Genomic DNA, 17,758 nt, shown 5'->3' with positions numbered 1-17,758 from the left:
TGAGTGGTAAGACGGGTTCTAACGCGCCTTACCACTCACGACGGGTGCGGCAGGGTGGTCAGCCGCAGGCGGCGCGGAGGGCGTCGAGCTTCTTGACGTTGCGCTGCACCCACCCGGCCACCACGCCGGCGTCTTCGATGCGTTCCTTCTGCACCTCGACGTACGAGCCGGCCATGCCGAGCAGCGCGTTCTTCACGTCCTGGTCCTGGACGTTCCCGGCCAGCTCGCGCAGCCGCCGCTCCTTGTCGGCGGCGCGCTCCTTGAGCTTGGCCGGGTCGACCAGCGGGTTCAGGTCCGCGAGCCCGAGTGCCTCGGTGCACGCGCTCACCTTGTCCGCCGTCCGGCTCCCCTGGTCGACCGCGTTGCCGACCTCGGCGCACCCGCTCAGCAGTGCGGCCGAGGCCAGCAGCGCAGCGGTGATCCCACCCCTCGTCATGGCGCCAAGGTACCGTCAGCCCTTGACGCAGACCACCTGCTTGAGGTGCGCCACGACCTCGACCAGGTCCGTCTGCGCGCGGATCACCGTTTCGATGTCCTTGTACGCCGCCGGGATCTCGTCGACCACGCCCGAGTCCTTGCGGCACTCGACCCCGGCCGTCTGCGCCGCGAGGTCGTCGGCGGTGAACAGCTTCTTGGCCTTGTTCCGCGACATCCGGCGGCCGGCGCCGTGCGACGCCGACTGGAACGACGAGTCGTTGCCCAGCCCGCGGACGATGTACGAACCGGTCCCCATGCTGCCCGGGATGATCCCGAGGTCACCCGATCCGGCGCGGATCGCCCCCTTCCGGGTGACGAGCAGCTCGACGCCGTCGTAGGTCTCCTCGGCGACGTAGTTGTGGTGGCACGAGATCGCGTCGTCGAAGGTCGTGCCGGGCACGACGTCCGCGAGCGCCAGCTTCACCAGCGCGACCATCGTGGCGCGGTTGCGCGCCGCGTAGTCCTGCGCCCAGAACAGGTCGCGCCGGTACGCCTGCATCTCCGGCGTGCCGGCGACGAACACCGCGAGGTCGGGGTCCGGCAGGTCGGCGTTGTGCGGCAGCTTGCGCGCGACCGCCATGTGCCGCTCCGCCAGCTCCTTGCCGATGTTGCGCGAACCCGAGTGCAGCATCAGCCAGACCCGGCCCTCGTCGGCACCGCCCTGCTCGAGGCAGACCTCGATGAAGTGGTTGCCGCCGCCGAGGCTGCCGATCTGCCGCGCGGCCCGGTCGTGCAGCTCCTGGACGCCGGTGTGCAGCTCGGCGAACCGCTTCCAGAACGCGTCCCAGCCGCCGACGCCGTGCACCTTGGCCGGGTTCACCGGCGTCTTGTGCAGCCCGAAGCCGACCGGCACGGCGCTCTCGATGCGCCGGCGCAGCTTCCCGAGGTCGTCGGGCAGCTCGGCGGCGGTGAGCGACGTCCGGACCGCGCTCATCCCGCAGCCGATGTCCACGCCGACCGCGGCGGGCGAGACGGCGTCGCGCATGGCGATGACGCTGCCGACGGTCGCGCCCTTGCCGTAGTGCACGTCGGGCATCACGGCGACGCCGTGCACCCACGGCAGGTTCGCGACGTTCTGCAGCTGCCGCATGGCCTGGTCTTCGACCGACGCGGGATCCGCCCACATCCGGATCGGGACGCGGGCGCCGTCGACAGCGGTGTACATGGTTCCTCCCCTTGACTCGCTTGCGGTGCACAGGTTCCCCCAGCGGCGAGCGGAACACCAACGGCATTTCTTCGTGAGCAAAAAGAAATCCGCGCTGACGATCATCCGGGGCAGAATGGGCCGACCGTCCGGGGAGGGACGGCTTGGGGAGGATCGATCCGTTGTGAAGACATCGTGGCGCGCGCTCGTCGCGGCCGCCCTGCTGGCCGGGTTCCCGGCCCTGGTGTTCCTGGTCGTCGGCGGGCTCGCCGTGACCGAGTACTACTTCTTCCGGCACCACTCCGGCATCCTGGCGATCAAGCTCGCCATCGTCGCGGTGCCGGTGTCATACGCCCTGCTCAAGGCCCTGTTCGCGATCGAGCGGACGCGCGGGGACGCCGTGCCCGGCGTGCCGGTGACGCGCGCGGACGAGCCCGCGCTGTGGGCGCTCGTCGAGGAGCTGGCCACCGCGGTCGGCACCCGGCCGCCGGACACGATCACGCTGGTCAGCGAGGTCAACGCCGGCGTGCGCGAGCGCACCGGCTGGCTCGGCCTGCGGGTGTTCCGGCGCGAGATGTTCATCGGCGCGCAGCTGCTCGCCGGGCTGCGGCACGACCAGTTGTGCGCCCTGCTCGGCCACGAGCTCGGGCACTACAGCAACCGCGACACCCGGCTGGCCGCGCTGACCTACCGCGGCCGCCGGTCGATCGAGCGCGCCCTGGTCGGCCTGGGTGGCGACGGCTGGTTCGAAGGCCTGGTCCGCAGGTTGTTCGTGCTCTACGCGAAGCTCTACTTCGCCGTCTCCGCCGCGGTCTGCCGCCGTCAGGAGCTCGCCGCCGACGCCGCCGCGGCCCGCGTCGCCGGCACCGCGGCGATGACCGGCGCGTTGCGCGAGGTCGAAGTCCTCGACGTCGCCTGGGACTTCTACTTCGACCGCTACGTCGCCATCGGCTGGGACGCCGGCTACCTGCCGGACCGGCTGGCCGGCGGCTTCGCGGACCTGCTCGCCGACGCGTCCCGCGCCGAGGAGTTCGGCCGGCTCCGGCAGCACCCGCCGGCCAAGGAGGACTCCCGCTACGCCACGCACCCGCCGACGCCGGACCGGATCGCGGCCCTCGAGGCGCTGCCGGAGGTGCCGGGCCGCCCCGGTGGCGACCACCCGGCGAGCGAAATCCTCCGCGACGCCGCCACGACGCTGGAGGCGGCCATGACCTCCGACTTCTCCGACAAGGCGAAGCTCAAGCGGCGCACGGACTGGAACCGGCTGGTCGACCTCGGCGTCCGGCACACCGTCACCCGCGAGGCCCGGGTGATCCTGGGCCCGGGCGGGACGATCGCGCAGGCCCTCGACCGCATCGACGCCGGCCGCGCCGCCGAACTGGCCGACCCGGAACGCAAGCCGCCGGCGTCGGCCGGGCCGCGGGCGCAGCGCGAGTTCGCCGCCACCTCGGTCCGCGAACGGCTGTCCACCGTGGTCCAGTCGTACCTCGCGGAAGCCGAGGTGGCGCACTGGAAGCTGTCCTGGTCCGGGCCGCCCGAGTTCGTCGTCGAAGAACCCCATGGCCGCGAGCTGACCGCCGCCCTCGACGCCGCGGCGGCGGCCGATCCCGACACGGCGCCGCTGCGCCGCCTGCTGGCCGCCACCGGCGTGCTGCCCATCAGTTTCTGAGGAGAAACCATGCTGTCGTTGTTCAATTCGAAGCGCCGCAAGGCCGCCGTCGCACTCGTCAAGGCGGCCAAGGCCCGCGGGATGACCGTCGAGGAGTACGCGAAGACGCTCTCCCAGGACGAGCTCGCGCAGTTCGTCCCCCAGGACGACAAGCCGAAGTCCGAGCTCCTGGACGTGACCCGGTGGGGTCTGCCGGCGGGCAAGGAGGTGTCGGCGGCGCCGTTCATCGCCGACGCCCGCGTCGCCGAGGCCGTCACGGCCTACCGCGCCGGCGACTGGCAACCGGCGGCTGCGTTGCTGGCCGAGCTGGGCACCGACCGGGACCGCCGCACCTTCGCCGTCCAGCAGCTCGGCGACGCGGCCGCGGACGACGACGCTCCCCTGAAGGAGTGGCTGGCGTCCGGGAGCACGGACGCGGCCGTCGTCAACGCGCAGGGCCTGGTCGCGCTGGCCTGGCAGATCCGCTCGAGTGCGACCCCCGAGCACGTCGCCCAGGACCAGTGGGCGGGGTTCTTCCGGGTGCTCGAAGACGCCGAAGCGGCGGCCCGGGCCGCGACCGAAGCCGCGCCGGAGGACCCGACGCCGTGGTGCACCATGCTCATGGTCGCCCGTGGCAGGCAGTACGACAACGACGCCTTCCGCGCGGTCTGGGCGGAGCTCGTGGCGCGTGACCCGCTCCACCGGGCCGCCCACGACCAGGCGTTGCAGTACTGGTGCGCCAAGTGGTTCGGCTCGCACGAGCAGATGTTCGCCTTCGCCGACGAAGCCGCGGCGAAGGCGCCGAAGCTCGCGGGCCTGGCTCTCGTCGCCGCGCACGAGGCGGAGGCCAAGGGCGTCGAGGCGTGGCAGAGCGACCGGACGCGGCGCGCGCTGGACGTCGTCGTGCCCTGGCTGGCCGGCGAGGGCCGGGATCACCCGGCGAACCGGCGCGACCGCGCCTACGCGGCCAAGGCGCTGGTGGTGAACGGCCGCTGCGACGAGGCCGTCGAGCAGTTCAAGGTCCTCGGCCCGCACGCCGACGCGCTGGTCTGGGCCTACGGCGGCAAGCCGGTCCACGAATTCGTCAAGACGAGCTACCTCGCCTGCCACGGCGCGACCACCCGGCCGTGAGACGCGCGAAGGCCCCTCACCGCGCTCGGTGAGGGGCCTTCGGCGTGGTCGTCAGAGCTGCTGGGCCACCAGCTCGGCGATCTGCACGGCGTTGAGCGCCGCGCCCTTGCGCAGGTTGTCGTTCGAGATGAACAGCGCCAGCCCACGGCCGCCCTCGACGCCCTGGTCGACGCGGATCCGGCCGACGTAGCTCGGGTCGTTGCCCGCCGCCTGCAGCGGGGTCGGGACCTCCGACAGCTCGACGCCCGGCGCGTGCGTCAGCAGCTCCGTCGCGCGCTCGACGGTCAGGGGCCGCTCGAACTCCGCGTTCACCGAGATCGAGTGCCCCGAGAACACCGGGACGCGCACGCAGGTGCACGAGACACCGAGGCCCGGGATGCTCAGGATCTTGCGGCTCTCGTTGCGGAACTTCTTCTCCTCGTCCGTCTCGAAGTCGCCGTCGTCCACAATGGACCCGGCCATCGGGAGGACGTTGAACGCGATCGGGCGGACGTACTTCTCCGGCTTCGGGAACTCGATCGCCGCGCCGTCGTGGGTCAGCAGCGCCGCGTGTTCGGCGGCCGCCTTCACCTGGCCCGCCAGCTCGTCGACGCCGGCCAGCCCGCTGCCGGACACCGCCTGGTACGTCGAGGCGACCAGCCGGACCAGCCCGGCTTCGTCGTGCAGCGGCTTCAGCACCGGCATCGCGGCCATGGTGGTGCAGTTGGGGTTCGCGATGATCCCCTTGCGCGCTTCCTTGATCGCCTGCGGGTTGACCTCGCTGACGACCAGCGGCACGTCCGGGTCCATCCGGAACGCCGAGGAGTTGTCGATCACCGTGACGCCCGCGGCGGCGAACCGCGGCCCCTGCGCCTTGGACGTCGCTCCGCCCGCGGAGAACAGCGCGATGTCCAAACCGGACGGATCCGCTTCTGCCGCGTCTTCGATGGTGATTTCGGTGTCCCGCCAGGGAAGCTTCGACCCGGCCGAGCGCGCCGAGGCGAAGTACCGGAGCTCGGCGACCGGGAACTCCCGCTCCGCCAGCAGCTTGCGCATCACCGCGCCGACCTGGCCGGTCGCGCCGACCACCCCGACCCGCAGCCCGTCCGCCATCAGCGACCACTCCCCGCGTAGACGACGGCTTCTTCGTCGCCGCCGAGTTCGAACGCCTCGTGGATCGCGCGCACGCCCTCGTCGAGCTGCGCGTCCCGGATCAGCACCGAGATGCGGATCTCCGAGGTGTTGATGATTTCGATGTTGACGCCGGCCTGGGCGAGCGCCTCGCAGAACGTCGCCGTGACACCCGGGTGCGAGCGCATCCCGGCGCCGACGAGCGACACCTTGCCGACGTGGTCGTCGTAGAGGACCGACTCGAAGCCGATCTCCGCCTTGACCTTCTCCAGCTCCTTGACGGCCTTGGCGCCGTTGGCCTTCGACAGCGTGAAGGTGATGTCCGTGCGGCCGGAGACGGTGCTGGACACGTTCTGCAGCACCATGTCGATGTCGATCTCGGCGTCGGCGATCACGCGGAAGATCCGGGCCGCGGCACCGGTGTGGTCCGGCACCCCGGTCACCGTGATCTTGGCTTCGGAGCGGTCGTGCGCCACACCGGTGATCAGGGCTTGTTCCACGGGGATCTCCTCGATAGAACCGGTCACCGTCGTGCCCGGCTTGTCACTGTAGGAAGAACGGACTCGGATCGGGACGCCGTAGCGGCGCGCGTACTCGACCGACCGCAGGTGCAGGATCTTCGACCCGCTCGCGGCCAGCTCGAGCATTTCCTCGTACGTGACGGTGTCGAGCTTGCGCGCGTCCGGCACCACCCGCGGGTCGGCCGTGTACACACCGTCCACATCGGAGTAGATCTCGCAGACGTCGGCGTTCAGCGCGGCGGCGAGCGCGACGGCGGTGGTGTCCGAGCCGCCGCGGCCCAGCGTGGTGATGTCCTTGGTGTCCTGCGCGACGCCCTGGAAGCCCGCGACGAGCGCGATGTACCCCTGCTCGAGGGCCTCGGTGACCCGGCTCGGGGTGACGTCGATGATCCGCGCGTTGCCGTGCACGGACGTCGTCACGACCCCGGCCTGCGAGCCGGTGAACGACCACGCCTCGGCGCCCAGCGACGCGATGGCCATCGCGACCAGCGAGTTCGAGATCCGCTCACCCGCGGTGAGCAGCATGTCCATTTCCCGCTCCGGCGGCGCCGGGTTGACCTGCTGCGCCAGGTCGAGCAGCTCGTCGGTGGTGTCACCCATCGCCGAGCAGACGACGACGACGTCGTTGCCCGCCTTCTTCGTCGCGACGATCCGTTCCGCCACGCGCTTGATCCGGTCGGCACTTTCCAGCGACGATCCGCCGTACTTCTGGACCACGAGGGCCACGCCCGAACCTCCTCGCGGGCCGGGCGGCTCCCTGGTGGGCACCGGAGAGCCCCCGCGTCCCATGATTTGCCCCGGAGCCTACCGGGGCCCGGGCGGCCCGCCACCCTCTTGACGTGGGGCGCACCCCGCCCGCGGGTGTCCGGGAAGTAAATCTTCCGCGATGCCAACGGAATGCGCGGAGCCCTTCCTCCCGAGTGATGCACAGCACTCGTGGGTAGTCTCGGCGGCGTGCGGAAACCAGCTGTGACGAGCGTCCCGATCGCAACCCTGATGGCGGAACGGTGGAGCCCCCGGGCGTACGACTCCGCCGCCTCGGTCACCCCGGACCAGGTGCGCGCCCTGCTCGAGGCGGCCCGCTGGGCCCCGTCGTTCGGCAACACCCAGCCGGCCCGCTACCTGGTGGGCGTCCGCGGCACGCGAGCGTTCGACGCGATCCTTTCGACGTTGAACTCGGGCAACCAGGCGTGGGCGCACCGGGCGAGCCTGCTGCTGATCGGCGTGATGGTGACGACGAACGCGAAGGGGGAGGTGCCCTACGCCGAGTACGGGCTGGGGCTGGCGTCGGAGAACCTGGTGCTGCAGGCGGTGGAGCTGGGGTTGATCGCGCACCAGATGGCGGGGTTCTCGCCGGACGCGGTGCGGGCCGCGTTCGCCCTTCCGGAGGACGCCGTGCCGAAGGTGGCGATCGCGGTGGGATCGGTGGCGGCGCCGGAGGTGCTGGAGGAGGACTGGCGGATCGAGCGCGAGCGGGCCGAGCGGGTCCGGCTGCCGCTGGAGGAGTTCGCGTTCACCGACGAGTGGGGCAAGCCGGCGCTATGACGCCCCGCCGACGCGGCGGATGACCTTGGCCAGGATCCCCGACACCACGAGCCAGAAGATCGCCGCGATGCCGTAGTTCACCAGTACGCGCAGCTTTGCGTCACTCGGCGTGAACAGGTCGCTGAAGCCCAGGGCCAAGCTGTCCGCCCAGGACTTCACGAACGAGACGATGCCGTTGTCCGGGTTGGCCGAGCCGACCGTGAAGATCACGTGGATCACCAGGAAGGCCGCGAAGACCAGGCCGACCCAGCGGACGATCGACGCCACCACCGAGGCCGCCTTGCCCCCGGTCTGGCGCCAGTCGACGGCCGCGCGGCGGGAGACGCGGGTCTCCTCCGACGACGACTCTGCGTGCTCACCCATGCCCGCAGTTTCGCACGGTGCCCGGCCGAATGCTACCCACAGGTAACCATCTAGGGGAAACACAGCGGGCGCGCAGCGCCTCCGTTGAGGGCGGTGGTGGGGGCATGGGAGGAACGAATCCATCGCGGGCCCGCTTCCCTCCGCGCACGTTCGCTGGTTATGGTGGGCTCGTGGCGCGTGCTCTCCTGCTTCGCTGCCGCGACGGGGCCTGACCGGACCGGCTCCCCGTCGCGGGGCTTCGTGGTGCCGGTCGCACCCGTCGAGCTGGAGACACCCCAAATCCCATGAGCAAGATCCGCAAGCCCTCTCGTCCCGCGCCCGCCGGCCAGCCCGCCTGGAACACCCAGCGCGGCACGTCCATGCCGGTCCACCGCTACCGCCCCTGGTACGACCTGGTCGAGAACATCGACCTGCCCGACCGCACCTGGCCGGAAAAGCGCATCGAGCGTGCGCCGCTGTGGTGCGCCGTCGACCTGCGTGACGGCAACCAGGCCCTGATCGACCCGATGTCGCCCGCGCGCAAGCGCAAGTTCTTCGACCTGCTGGTCCGCATGGGCTACAAGGAGATCGAGGTCGGCTTCCCGGCCGCGTCGCAGACGGACTTCGACTTCGTCCGCGAGATCATCGACGAGGGCGCCATCCCCGACGACGTCAGCATCCAGGTGCTGACCCAGTGCCGCCCGGAGCTGATCGAGCGCACCTTCGAGGCCCTGGACGGCGCGCCGCGGGCGATCGTCCACATCTACAACTCGACGTCGATCCTGCAGCGCCGCGTCGTCTTCCGCGAGGAGCGCGAGGGCATCAAGAAGATCGCGACGCAGGGCGCCGAAATGGTCGTCGACCTGGCCGCGAAGCACCCCGACACGGACTTCCGGTTCCAGTACTCGCCGGAGTCCTACACCGGCACCGAGCTGTCCTACGCGCTCGAGGTCTGCAACGCCGTCACCGAAATCTGGCAGCCGACGCCGGAGAAGCCGGTGATCCTGAACCTGCCGGCGACGGTCGAGATGGCGACGCCGAACGTCTACGCCGACTCGATCGAGTGGATGAGCCGGAACCTGGCCCGCCGCGACTCGGTGATCCTGTCGCTGCACCCGCACAACGACCGCGGCACCGGCATCGCCGCCGCCGAGCTGGGCTTCCAGGCCGGCGCCGACCGGATCGAAGGCTGCCTGTTCGGCAACGGCGAGCGCACCGGCAACGTCGACCTGGTCGCGCTGGGCATGAACCTCTACAGCCAGGGCATCGACCCGCAGATCGACTTCTCCGACATGGACGAGATCAAGCGGACGGTCGAGTACTGCAACCAGCTGCCGGTGCCCGAGCGCTCGCCGTGGGGCGGCGACCTGGTGTTCACCGCGTTCTCCGGCAGCCACCAGGACGCGATCAACAAGGGCCTCGACGCCATGAAGGACGCCGCCGACAAGGCCGGCGTACCGATCGACGAGCACCCGTGGGAGGTCCCGTACCTGCCGATCGACCCGAAGGACGTCGGCCGCACGTACGAGGCCGTGATCCGGGTCAACTCGCAGTCCGGCAAGGGCGGCGTCGCCTACATCATGAAGGCCGAGCACCAGCTCGACCTGCCGCGGCGGCTGCAGATCGAGTTCTCGAAGGTCATCCAGCGCTACACCGACACCGAGGGCGGCGAGGTCGACCCGACGACGATGTACAACGCGTTCTCGGCCGAGTACCTGGAGCTGAAGACGCCGCTGGAGCTGGTCCGCCAGCACGTGCGCGACAACGGCGACGGCGAGTACGACATCACCGCGACGGTCCGCGTGGAGGGCGACGAGCACGAGGTCACCGGCCGCGGCAACGGCCCGATCGCGGCGTTCTTCGACGCCCTGTCGACCGTGGGCTTCGACCTGCGCCTGCTGGACTACAGCGAGCACACGCTCTCCCCGGGCGACGACTCGCGCGCGGCGTCGTACATCGAGTGCGCGATCTCGGACCGGGTGTTCTGGGGCATCGGCATCGACCCGTCGATCGTCACGGCGTCCCTGCGCGCGGTCGTGTCGGCGGTGAACCGCGCCAACCGGTAGCCGGTGAAGGCCGAGCGGCTGGTCGCGCTGCTGTTCACGCTGCAACGGCGGCGCAGCGCGACCGCCGCCGAGCTCGCTTCGGAACTGGGCGTTTCGGAGCGCACGATGCACCGCGACCTCGCGGCCCTGCGCGAAGCGGGCGTTCCCCTGTGGACGGAGCAGGGCCGCCACGGCGGCTTCCGCCTGGTCGACGGCTGGCGCGCCGGGCTCGACGGCCTCACCGCGCGTGAGGCCGTCGCGCTGTTCGCGCTGGGCGTTCCGTCGGCGCTCGCGGGCCTCGGCCTGGACACGGCGGGCAGCGCGGCGCGCGCGAAGGTGACCGCGGGCATGCCGGCCGAGCTGCGGGAGCACGCGGCTTTGGTCGCCGGGCGGTTCCACCTGGACGCACCGGGCTGGTTCGGCTCGCCGGACGAGCCCCCGGCCCTGGCGACCGTCGTCCAGGCGGTGTGGTCCCAGCGGCGGGTGTCGGTGTCCTACCGGCGCCGGGACAAGGTGGCTTCGCGGGAGCTGGAGCCGCTGGGGCTCGTGCTGAAGGCGGGTGTCTGGTACCTGGTGGCCCGGGTGGTGCCGGACGACGCTTTGCGGACCTACCGGGTGTCGCGGATCCTCGCGGTGACCCGGCTCGACGGCGGGTTCGAGCGGCCGCCGGAGTTCGACCTGGCCGGCTGGTGGCGCTCGTCGTCGGCGACGTTCGAGCAGGTGGCGCGGCCGTTGCGGGTGCGCGCCCGGCTGAACCGGACGGCGGTGCGGGAGCTGCGCCGCGTGTTCGGCGGGGAGCACCTCGCGGACACCGTGGTCTCGCTCAGGACACCCGATGACGACGGCTGGGCCGAAGCCGAGCTCGCCCTGGAAGACGGCGAGATCGGCCTCGGCCAGCTGGTCGCGTTGAGCCCGGGGGTGGAGGTGCTGGAGCCGGCTTCGCTGCGGGCGGCGCTGGCCGCGGTGGGCGCGGAACTGGCCGCCCGCAACGCTCAGCGGTAGCCGGTGGTGTCCGCGGGCTTGCCCGCGTCCGCCACCTCCCTCATGTACCGCCAGGCGTCCGGCCGGCTGCCGTCCACGTCGTCGACGCCGTACTCCTTCGCCAGCTGTCCGCTGCTCACCGTCTGCCCGCTCCACCGGTCCCGGCCGGGATCCGCCGCCAGCGCCACCACGGTCCGGCCGCAGAACGTCGGCGTTTCGGAGATCTCGAAGTGCGGTACCCGCTCGCACGCGTCGCGCCAGTTGGCCTCGGTCACCCCGTAGATCTCCAGCATCGCCTCCGACCGCAGGTACCCCGGGGTGAACGCGACCGCGGTCGCCCCGAAGGAAGCCAGCTCCGCCGCCTCGCCGATCGCCAGCAGGTGCGCCGACGCCTTCGCCACGTAGAACGGCAGCGAAGTCCCTTCGCGGTACTTCGCGTTGTACTCGGCCGTGCCGTCGGTCAGCTCGACGACCAGGCCGCCCGGCTTGCCGATCAGCAGCGGGAGCAGGAAGTGGCTGGTGATCAGGTGCGCGTCGATGCCGAGGCGAACCATCCGCAGGCCCGCGGCCAGGTCGTGCTCCCACACCGGCTTGCCCCAGCCGAGGTGCCGGTCGCCGCCCCAGAGGCCGTCGATGAGGATGTCGAGCGGGCCGACCTGCTTGGCCAGGGCCTCGACCTCGGCCGGGACCAGGTGGTCCACGCGGATCGCTTCCGCCTGCCCGCCGGCCTGCTCGATCAGCTCCACCGTCTCCTCGATCGTCTCCGGACGGTCCACTTCGGACCGTCCGGCGCGCGTGGTCCGGCCGGTCACGTACACGAAGGCGCCCGCCCGGCCGAGTTCCACCGCGATGGCCCGGCTCGCGCCGCGGGTACCGCCCGCCACCAGGGCGGTTTTTCCGGAAAGTGTGTTCATGCGCCCAGCGTCACGGCGAACCATGACAACTCCTGGCATGATTCGCCGAATCTGTGGACCGGCTGTCGGGTTCCTGTGAGTCCCCGGTGAACGGGAGTGCTTCGCCGCGGACAGGCGGTTAATGGAGGTGTGGACGGATCGACGGCGGGACTGCTGGTGCTGTTCGTCGTCTCGCTCGTGCCCCTGCTGCCGACCGAGGTGACCATCCTCGGCATGGGCATCGAGGCGGCGCAGGGCGGGACGTCGCTCGCGCTGGTGATCGCCGTGGCGAGTGCCGGGTGCCTGGCGTCCGACCAGGCGCTCTACGCCCTCGGCCGGTTCGGTGGCCGGGCGGCGCTGGACCGGCTGGGCCGGCGGAAGAAGATCGCCGCCGGCCTCGGCTGGCTCGACGGGCGGCTGCAGCGCCATCCCCGGCCGGTGCTGGTGGTCGCCCGCTGGCTGCCGTCGGGCGGGACGCTCGGCGCCCTCCTCGCCGGATCGCTCCGGTGGCCGATGGCGGAGTTCTTCACCGCGTCGGCCGTCGGCGTCACACTCTGGACGTCGTACGTGGCCTTCCTCGGCTACGCCGGCGGCCGGATCGTCACCGAACCCGGGATCAGCCTGCTGCTCTCCCTGGGCGTGGCCCTGATCCTGGGTTCGGTGATCACCTACGGCGTGAAGCGGTCGGCTAGAGCGATTTGAGGATGTCCGCCGGTTCGGTCCGCGTGACGAAGTCCGGGTGGACGTCGACGAAGCGGAGCACCCGATCCCGGCCGACCACGACCACCGCCGGGTGCACCAGCTCCCAGCTGCCGTTGACCTCCTCGAGGTCCGTACCCAGCGTCTTCATCGCCTCGCGCACGACATCGGAAACCGGGTAGCTCAACCCGAGGCTCCGCCCCACGGCGCTGCCGACGTCCGAGAGCACGGGGAACGCCAGGTCCGGCGCCGGCCCGTCCGGCTTCTGCGGGCTGATCGCCGCCAGGGTCGCGCCGCGCTCCGCCAGCTCGGGCAGCAGTTCCTGCTGGTAGGTGCGCAGCGTCAGGTTGCAGTACGGGCACCACTGGCCGCGGTAGAACACGAGCACGGCCGGCCCGTCGGCCACGAGTTCGGCCAAGCCCGTCGGCGTGCCGTCGGCCCCCGGCAGCGTGAAGTCCTCGATCTTGTCGCCCACCTCGGCGAAGCCCGTCGCGGCCCGGCGCCGGTCCGCGTCGAGGACCTCGGCGATCTCCGGCGGCAGGGCGCCGCGGAGCTGGTCGTTCAGCCCGTCCAGGGCACTGTTGAGCGTCATGGATCCCCCTAGCTGTTGTACTGATCGGTACAGTGGGCCGAACTGTACTATCCAGTACATGGAGACGCAAGCGGCTTCGACACCGCGCGGCAAGCGGACGCGCGACACGATCGTCGACGCGGCGGCCGGGCTGATGTACGTCGACGGCGTCGCGGGCACGAGCGTCGACAAGGTGCTCGCCGCGAGCGGGGCTGGGAAGTCGCAGATGTACCACTACTTCAAGAACAAGGAACAGCTGGTCGAGGCGGTGATCGACCGGTACCTCGAGCAGATCCTCGGCAACCAGCCGGCCATCTTCACGCTGTCCTCGTGGGCCGACCTCGAGACGTGGACCGGGCAGCTGCTGGACATCCACCGCCGCGCGGGCAAGCCGGTCGCCTGCCCGCTGGGCAACCTGGCCGGCGAAGTGGGCGACAACCCGAAGCTCGCACCGCTGGTCGACCGGGCCTACCGGACGTGGGAGTCCCACCTGGAGCGTGGCCTGAAAGTGTTGCAGGCCAACGGGGAGCTCGCCCCGGACGCCGACCCGGCGCGGCTGGCGCAGGCGGCGATGACGTCCGTCCAAGGTGGACTGCTGCTGGCGCACATCCGGCACGACCTCACGGCCCTGGAGGACGCACTGGACATCGCCCTCACCTACCTGCGCTCCCACGCCACCTCGTGAGTGGTAAGGCGCGTTCTAACGCGCCTTACCACTCACGAGCCGGTGAGCTGGGCGACCTCGGCGCGCAGTTCCTCGATCACCTGGGCCACCGCCGGACGCTGGCGGGCGCCGATCCGGCAGACCACCTCGATCAGCCGCGCCGCGCGGATCCCGGCCAGCGGCCTGCTGACCAGACCGCTGCCGCGGCGGGTGTCGATCGTGTAGCGCGGTACCAAGGCGATGCCGTGGCCGGCCGCGACCAGCCGTTCGGTGATCCGGAAGTCGTTGATCCGCTGCACGACGACCGGGCGCACGCCGGTGCGGATGGTCAGCGAGCGCAGCACGTCGTCCACCGGGAAGCCGTGGTCGACGCCGATCCAGCGTTCGTCGGCCAGCTCCGCCAGGTCCACCCGCCGCTTGGCCGCCAGCCGGTGCCCGGCCGGCAGCGCGACGTCGAGCGGCTCCCGCAGCAGCGGCACGACGTCCAGGCGGTCGTGGTCGAACTCGGGCGCGTGCTCGTCGCGGTGCGCCACGACGACGTCGTAGTCCGCGACCAGGCCCGGCACCTCGGGTGGCGTCATGTCGACATCGCGGACGTCGACCTCCAGGCCGTCGTACCCGGCGACGCGGGTCAGCAGCCCCGGCAGCAGCATCAGCCCGGCCGACTGGAAGATCGCGATCCGCACCCGCCCGCGCGGCGCGCTGCGGTAGGTGTCCAGTTCGGACTCGGCCCGGTCGAGCGCGGCGAGCACCTCGTCGGCCCGGGCGACCAGCGCGCGGCCGGCGTCGGTCAGCCGCAGGCCGCGCCCCGCGGGCTCGGTGAGCGGCAGGCCGACCTCGCCCTGCAACGCACGCAGCTGCTGCGAGACGGCCGACGGCGTGCAGTGCAGCGCCTGCGCGGCCGCCGTCACGCTGCCGCGGTCGGCGAACTCGCGCAGGGTGCGCAGCCGGCCCAGATCCACGCGGCCACTGTACTTGAAGCACAGCTACAAGGTTCCTGCAGATATTCTCGCTGGTCCTTCACGGTCGTCGTTGCGACAGTGGAGGCATGCCCGCTCGTGATCGCCTGCTCGCCGTGCTCGTCGCCGTCCTCTGGGGTCTCAACTTCCTCGCCATCCACGCCACGCTCGGCCAGTTCCCGCCGGTGTTCGCCGGGGCGCTGCGGTTCGCCGTGATCGCCGTGCCGACGATCCTGTTCGTGCCGTGGCCGAAGGTGAAGGTGCGGCACCTGCTCGGCTACGGCCTGGGTTTCGGCACCGGCCAGTTCGCGTTCCTGTTCATCGCGATGGACACCGGGATGCCGACCGGGCTGGCGTCGCTGGTGCTGCAGGCGTCGGCGCCGTTCACGGTCCTGCTCGGCGCGGTCTTCCTGCGCGAGCGCGTCACCGGGCACCAGCTGGCGGGCATCGCGCTGGCCGTGGCCGGGATGGCGGCGATCGCGTGGCAGCAGTCCGGGCACGCGGCCCTGCTGCCGATGGTCCTGACGCTGCTGGCCGCGCTGAGCTGGGCGTTCGGCAACCTGAGCACGCGCAAGGCCGAGCCGGACAACCCGCTGCACTTCACGCTGTGGATGTCGGTGGTGCCGCCGCTGCCGATGTTCGCGCTGTCCCTGGTCATGGAGGGCCCGGCCGCGCAGTGGCGGTCCTTGACGACGCTCGGGACGCCGACCGGCCTGACCGCGCTCGCGGGCCTGTCGTACGTGGTCCTGATCGGCACGGTGGTGGGTTCGGGCCTGTGGACGACGCTGATGCGCCGCAACCCGGCCGGCGTGGTTTCGCCGTTCTCCCTGCTGGTGCCGGTGGTCGGCCTGACGGCGTCGTTCGTGTTCCTGGGCGAGCAACCGACCTGGCTGGAGGTCGGCGCGGCGGTGGTCGTGATCGCCGGCGTGCTGCTCGGCTCGCTGCGAACCGCGCCCAAGCGTGAGCTCGTCGCGGTCTAGGCGGCGGTCTCTTCCTTGGTTTCGACGTCCTCCGGGTGCTTGCGCCCGAGACGCCGCTTCATGACGACGAAGACGACGGCACCGATGACGATGGCGGCCACCAGGCCGTACTTGGAGAAGTCGCCGAGCCACTTCTCGGCGGCCTCGCCGACGAAGTAGATGAGGGCGGTCGTGCCGCCGGCCCAGGCGATGCCGCCGAGCGCGTTGGCGATCAGGAACTTCGGGTAGTGCATGCGCAGCGAACCGGCGAGCGGCCCGGCGAGGATCCGCAGGAAGGCGATGAACCGCCCGAAGAAGACGGCCCACATGCCGCGTTTGTTGAAGATCCGTTCGGCGTTGGCGATGTGCGTCGGCCCGAAGTGTTTCGGGAATTTCCGGCCGGCCCAGGCGAACAGCCGCTGCCCACCGGTTTTCCCGATCAGGTAACCGATGCTGTCCCCGACGATGGCCCCGGCACTGGCCACGACGCCGACCCAGAGCGGGCTCAGGTTGGGGTGGCTCAGCGTGAGCAGAGCGGCGCTGACCAGCACGACCTCACCGGGCAGGGGAATGCCCAGGCTTTCGATCATGATCACGGCGCCGACGATCAGGTACACCGAGATCGCCGGGATCGACGCCAGCCACGTGTCGATGTGCACAGCCCGTACCCCCTGGTACCACGTCCGGATTGGTGTTCGCTTTCCGAAGGGTACCGGGGGCGGCGGACTCGGGGCGGCATCCTCAGGTATTGCCCGGGGTACGACTTTGGTCGGGGTCACCCGACGGTGGCGAACGTGATTGGCCGGGCATCACGTGGAGTTGCCCCGGTGGGGCGGACACGGGGTTGTTAGACAGCGTGGGCTTGAGCGTAGTTGGTTCGGGTTTCGGTCGGGGTGTGGTGGCCGACCGTTGAGTGCAGTCGGCGATGGTTGTAGTAGTGCAGCCAGGTGAACACGTCGCGGCGGGCGTGGGCGCGGGTGGGCCAGATCGAGACACCGATTTCGGTTTTCAGGGTGGCGAAGAAGGCTTCGGCGACAGCGTTGTCGTAGCAGGACCCGACCCGTCCCACCGACGGCCGGATCCGGTGTTCGGCCAGGGCGGTGCGGAACTGGCTTGAGGTGTATTGGACGCCGCGGTCGGAGTGAAACACCGCCTCCGGTTCGATGAGGCCGCGGGCGGTGGCCAGGTCAATCGCCTCGCAGACCAGGTCGGTGCGCATGTGCTCGGCCATCGCGTGGCCGACGACTTCGCGGGTGTGCAGGTCGATGACGGTGGCCAGGTAGAGCCAGCCTTGGAAGGTGGGCAGGCAGGTGATGTCCCCGACCATGCGCTGTCCAGGGGCGGTGGCGGTGAAGTCGCGGCGGATCAGATCACTGACCGGGGTGACCGGGCCGGCCGCAGGCCGGGTCAGGGTGCGGCGTTTGCGTCGGGTGATCCCGGCCAGGCCGTGTTCGCGCATCAGCCGCTCGACCCGCTTGTGATTCACGGTATGGCCGTGGCGGTGCAGCTCGGCGGTGATCCGCGGGACGCCGTTGGCCCTCCGATGCTCGGCGTGGATCGTGGCGATCAGGGTGACCAGGTCTTGCTCGGCCTGAGCTCGCGCGGCCCGGGCCGCCTCAGCGGCAACCCATTCGTGGTAGCCCTGCCGGCGCAGGCCCAGGACCTGGCACAACCGCGTGACACCGAACTCGGTGCGGTGTTCGGAGATGAACCGGTAGCGGTAGATCATCGATCCATCTCGCGCGCAAAATAGGCGGCCGCTTTCCGCAGGATCTCCTTCTCTTTCTCCAGCTCAGCGACCCTTTTCCGCAACCGCTGCAGCTCCTGGACCTCGACCGGGTCTTCCGCCGGCGGCCCCATCTCGGCCGTCTGCTTGGCCACGTTCACCCACGAGCGCAGGGTTTCGTGGTTGACCCCCAGCTCCCGGGCGATCTGCCGCAATGGCCGACCACTCGAGTTCACCAACTCGATCGCGTCACGACGGAACTGCTCCGGGTACTTCGACCTGCGAGACACCAGGACATCCTCCCTCCAGACCACTGTCTGGAATCAAGGTGTCCGCCCCAAGG

At 70.9% G+C, this 17,758-nt stretch carries 19 protein-coding genes; 8 read left to right on the top strand and 11 right to left on the bottom strand.

What is annotated here, in order from left to right:
- Positions 1–58: 58 nt before the first annotated feature.
- Positions 59–436, bottom strand: a complete 378-nt coding sequence (locus ABZW17_RS36790) for a hypothetical protein (RefSeq protein WP_354824410.1) — start codon at positions 434–436, stop codon at positions 59–61.
- 15 nt (positions 437–451) lie between these two features.
- Complete coding sequence (locus ABZW17_RS36785) at positions 452–1,642, bottom strand: RtcB family protein (RefSeq protein ID WP_354824407.1); 1,191 nt, start codon at positions 1,640–1,642, stop codon at positions 452–454.
- Between the two features lie 163 nt (positions 1,643–1,805).
- Here ABZW17_RS36785 and ABZW17_RS36780 point away from each other — a divergent pair, with 163 nt between their 5' ends.
- Entirely contained in the window at positions 1,806–3,290 is a 1,485-nt protein-coding gene (locus ABZW17_RS36780) for a M48 family metallopeptidase (RefSeq protein ID WP_354824404.1), read from the top strand.
- A 9-nt stretch (positions 3,291–3,299) separates the two neighbouring features.
- Positions 3,300–4,400, top strand: coding sequence for a DUF4034 domain-containing protein (locus tag ABZW17_RS36775; RefSeq protein ID WP_354824401.1), 1,101 nt, complete (start codon positions 3,300–3,302; stop codon positions 4,398–4,400).
- Between the two features lie 51 nt (positions 4,401–4,451).
- Here ABZW17_RS36775 and ABZW17_RS36770 read toward each other — a convergent pair whose 3' ends face one another.
- Entirely contained in the window at positions 4,452–5,492 is a 1,041-nt protein-coding gene (locus ABZW17_RS36770) for an aspartate-semialdehyde dehydrogenase (protein ID WP_354824398.1), read from the bottom strand.
- Positions 5,492–6,757: an aspartate kinase gene (locus ABZW17_RS36765; protein ID WP_354824396.1), complete on the bottom strand. Its 1,266-nt coding sequence runs from the start codon at positions 6,755–6,757 to the stop codon at positions 5,492–5,494. The genes ABZW17_RS36770 and ABZW17_RS36765 overlap by 1 nt, the downstream gene beginning before the upstream one ends.
- A gap of 228 nt (positions 6,758–6,985) precedes the next feature.
- On the opposite strand from ABZW17_RS36765, the gene ABZW17_RS36760 reads away from it, so the two are divergent.
- Positions 6,986–7,576 carry a nitroreductase family protein gene (locus ABZW17_RS36760; protein ID WP_354824393.1) on the top strand — a complete coding sequence of 197 codons (591 nt, stop codon included), beginning with the start codon at positions 6,986–6,988 and terminating at the stop codon, positions 7,574–7,576.
- Here ABZW17_RS36760 and ABZW17_RS36755 read toward each other — a convergent pair.
- Positions 7,571–7,939 (bottom strand): hypothetical protein, encoded by a 369-nt coding sequence (locus tag ABZW17_RS36755; RefSeq protein ID WP_354824390.1) that lies wholly within the window; start codon positions 7,937–7,939, stop codon positions 7,571–7,573. The genes ABZW17_RS36760 and ABZW17_RS36755 overlap by 6 nt on opposite strands.
- Positions 7,940–8,223: 284 nt before the next feature.
- Here ABZW17_RS36755 and leuA point away from each other — a divergent pair, with 284 nt between their 5' ends.
- Together leuA and ABZW17_RS36745 are read left to right on the top strand one after the other, a co-directional pair.
- On the top strand, positions 8,224–9,984 hold the full coding sequence (gene leuA / locus ABZW17_RS36750; RefSeq protein ID WP_354824387.1) for a 2-isopropylmalate synthase: 1,761 nt from the start codon (positions 8,224–8,226) through the stop codon (positions 9,982–9,984).
- A gap of 3 nt (positions 9,985–9,987) precedes the next feature.
- Positions 9,988–10,965, top strand: coding sequence for a WYL domain-containing protein (locus ABZW17_RS36745; RefSeq protein ID WP_354824384.1), 978 nt, complete (start codon positions 9,988–9,990; stop codon positions 10,963–10,965).
- Here ABZW17_RS36745 and ABZW17_RS36740 read toward each other — a convergent pair.
- Positions 10,956–11,858: an SDR family oxidoreductase gene (locus tag ABZW17_RS36740; protein ID WP_354824381.1), complete on the bottom strand. Its 903-nt coding sequence runs from the start codon at positions 11,856–11,858 to the stop codon at positions 10,956–10,958. The two genes, ABZW17_RS36745 and ABZW17_RS36740, sit on opposite strands and share 10 nt — an antisense overlap.
- A 129-nt stretch (positions 11,859–11,987) precedes the next feature.
- Here ABZW17_RS36740 and ABZW17_RS36735 point away from each other — a divergent pair, with 129 nt between their 5' ends.
- A complete protein-coding gene (locus ABZW17_RS36735; RefSeq protein WP_354824378.1) occupies positions 11,988–12,539 on the top strand; it encodes a DedA family protein in 552 nt (183 codons plus the stop codon).
- On the opposite strand, the gene ABZW17_RS36730 is transcribed toward ABZW17_RS36735, so the two are convergent.
- Complete coding sequence (locus ABZW17_RS36730; RefSeq protein ID WP_354824375.1) at positions 12,526–13,128, bottom strand: peroxiredoxin-like family protein; 603 nt, start codon at positions 13,126–13,128, stop codon at positions 12,526–12,528. The two genes, ABZW17_RS36735 and ABZW17_RS36730, sit on opposite strands and share 14 nt — an antisense overlap.
- Before the next feature lie 58 nt (positions 13,129–13,186).
- On the opposite strand from ABZW17_RS36730, the gene ABZW17_RS36725 reads away from it, so the two are divergent.
- Positions 13,187–13,792 carry a TetR/AcrR family transcriptional regulator gene (locus ABZW17_RS36725; RefSeq protein ID WP_354824372.1) on the top strand — a complete coding sequence of 202 codons (606 nt, stop codon included), beginning with the start codon at positions 13,187–13,189 and terminating at the stop codon, positions 13,790–13,792.
- Positions 13,793–13,824: 32 nt separating this feature from the next.
- Here ABZW17_RS36725 and ABZW17_RS36720 read toward each other — a convergent pair whose 3' ends face one another.
- Positions 13,825–14,733: a LysR family transcriptional regulator gene (locus ABZW17_RS36720; protein WP_354824369.1), complete on the bottom strand. Its 909-nt coding sequence runs from the start codon at positions 14,731–14,733 to the stop codon at positions 13,825–13,827.
- Between the two features lie 86 nt (positions 14,734–14,819).
- On the opposite strand from ABZW17_RS36720, the gene ABZW17_RS36715 reads away from it, so the two are divergent.
- Positions 14,820–15,710, top strand: a complete 891-nt coding sequence (locus tag ABZW17_RS36715) for an EamA family transporter (RefSeq protein WP_354824366.1) — start codon at positions 14,820–14,822, stop codon at positions 15,708–15,710.
- On the opposite strand, the gene ABZW17_RS36710 is transcribed toward ABZW17_RS36715, so the two are convergent.
- The 3 genes from ABZW17_RS36710 to ABZW17_RS36700 form a co-directional block, all read right to left on the bottom strand.
- Entirely contained in the window at positions 15,707–16,348 is a 642-nt protein-coding gene (locus tag ABZW17_RS36710) for a DedA family protein (protein ID WP_354824363.1), read from the bottom strand. The genes ABZW17_RS36715 and ABZW17_RS36710 overlap by 4 nt on opposite strands.
- A gap of 188 nt (positions 16,349–16,536) precedes the next feature.
- Positions 16,537–17,418, bottom strand: a complete 882-nt coding sequence (locus ABZW17_RS36705; protein WP_354824360.1) for an IS3 family transposase — start codon at positions 17,416–17,418, stop codon at positions 16,537–16,539.
- The gene (locus ABZW17_RS36700; protein ID WP_354824357.1) at positions 17,415–17,705 is read right to left on the bottom strand and encodes a transposase; all 291 of its coding nucleotides are present in this window, start codon (positions 17,703–17,705) and stop codon (positions 17,415–17,417) included. The genes ABZW17_RS36705 and ABZW17_RS36700 overlap by 4 nt, the downstream gene beginning before the upstream one ends.
- Positions 17,706–17,758: the final 53 nt, after the last annotated feature.

This window comes from Amycolatopsis sp. NPDC004625 (genome assembly GCF_040609695.1).
In the GTDB taxonomy this organism is placed as follows: domain Bacteria; phylum Actinomycetota; class Actinomycetes; order Mycobacteriales; family Pseudonocardiaceae; genus Amycolatopsis.
The sequence above is the reverse complement of the archived record's forward strand: the minus strand, read 5'-3'. Positions and strand labels throughout refer to the sequence as shown.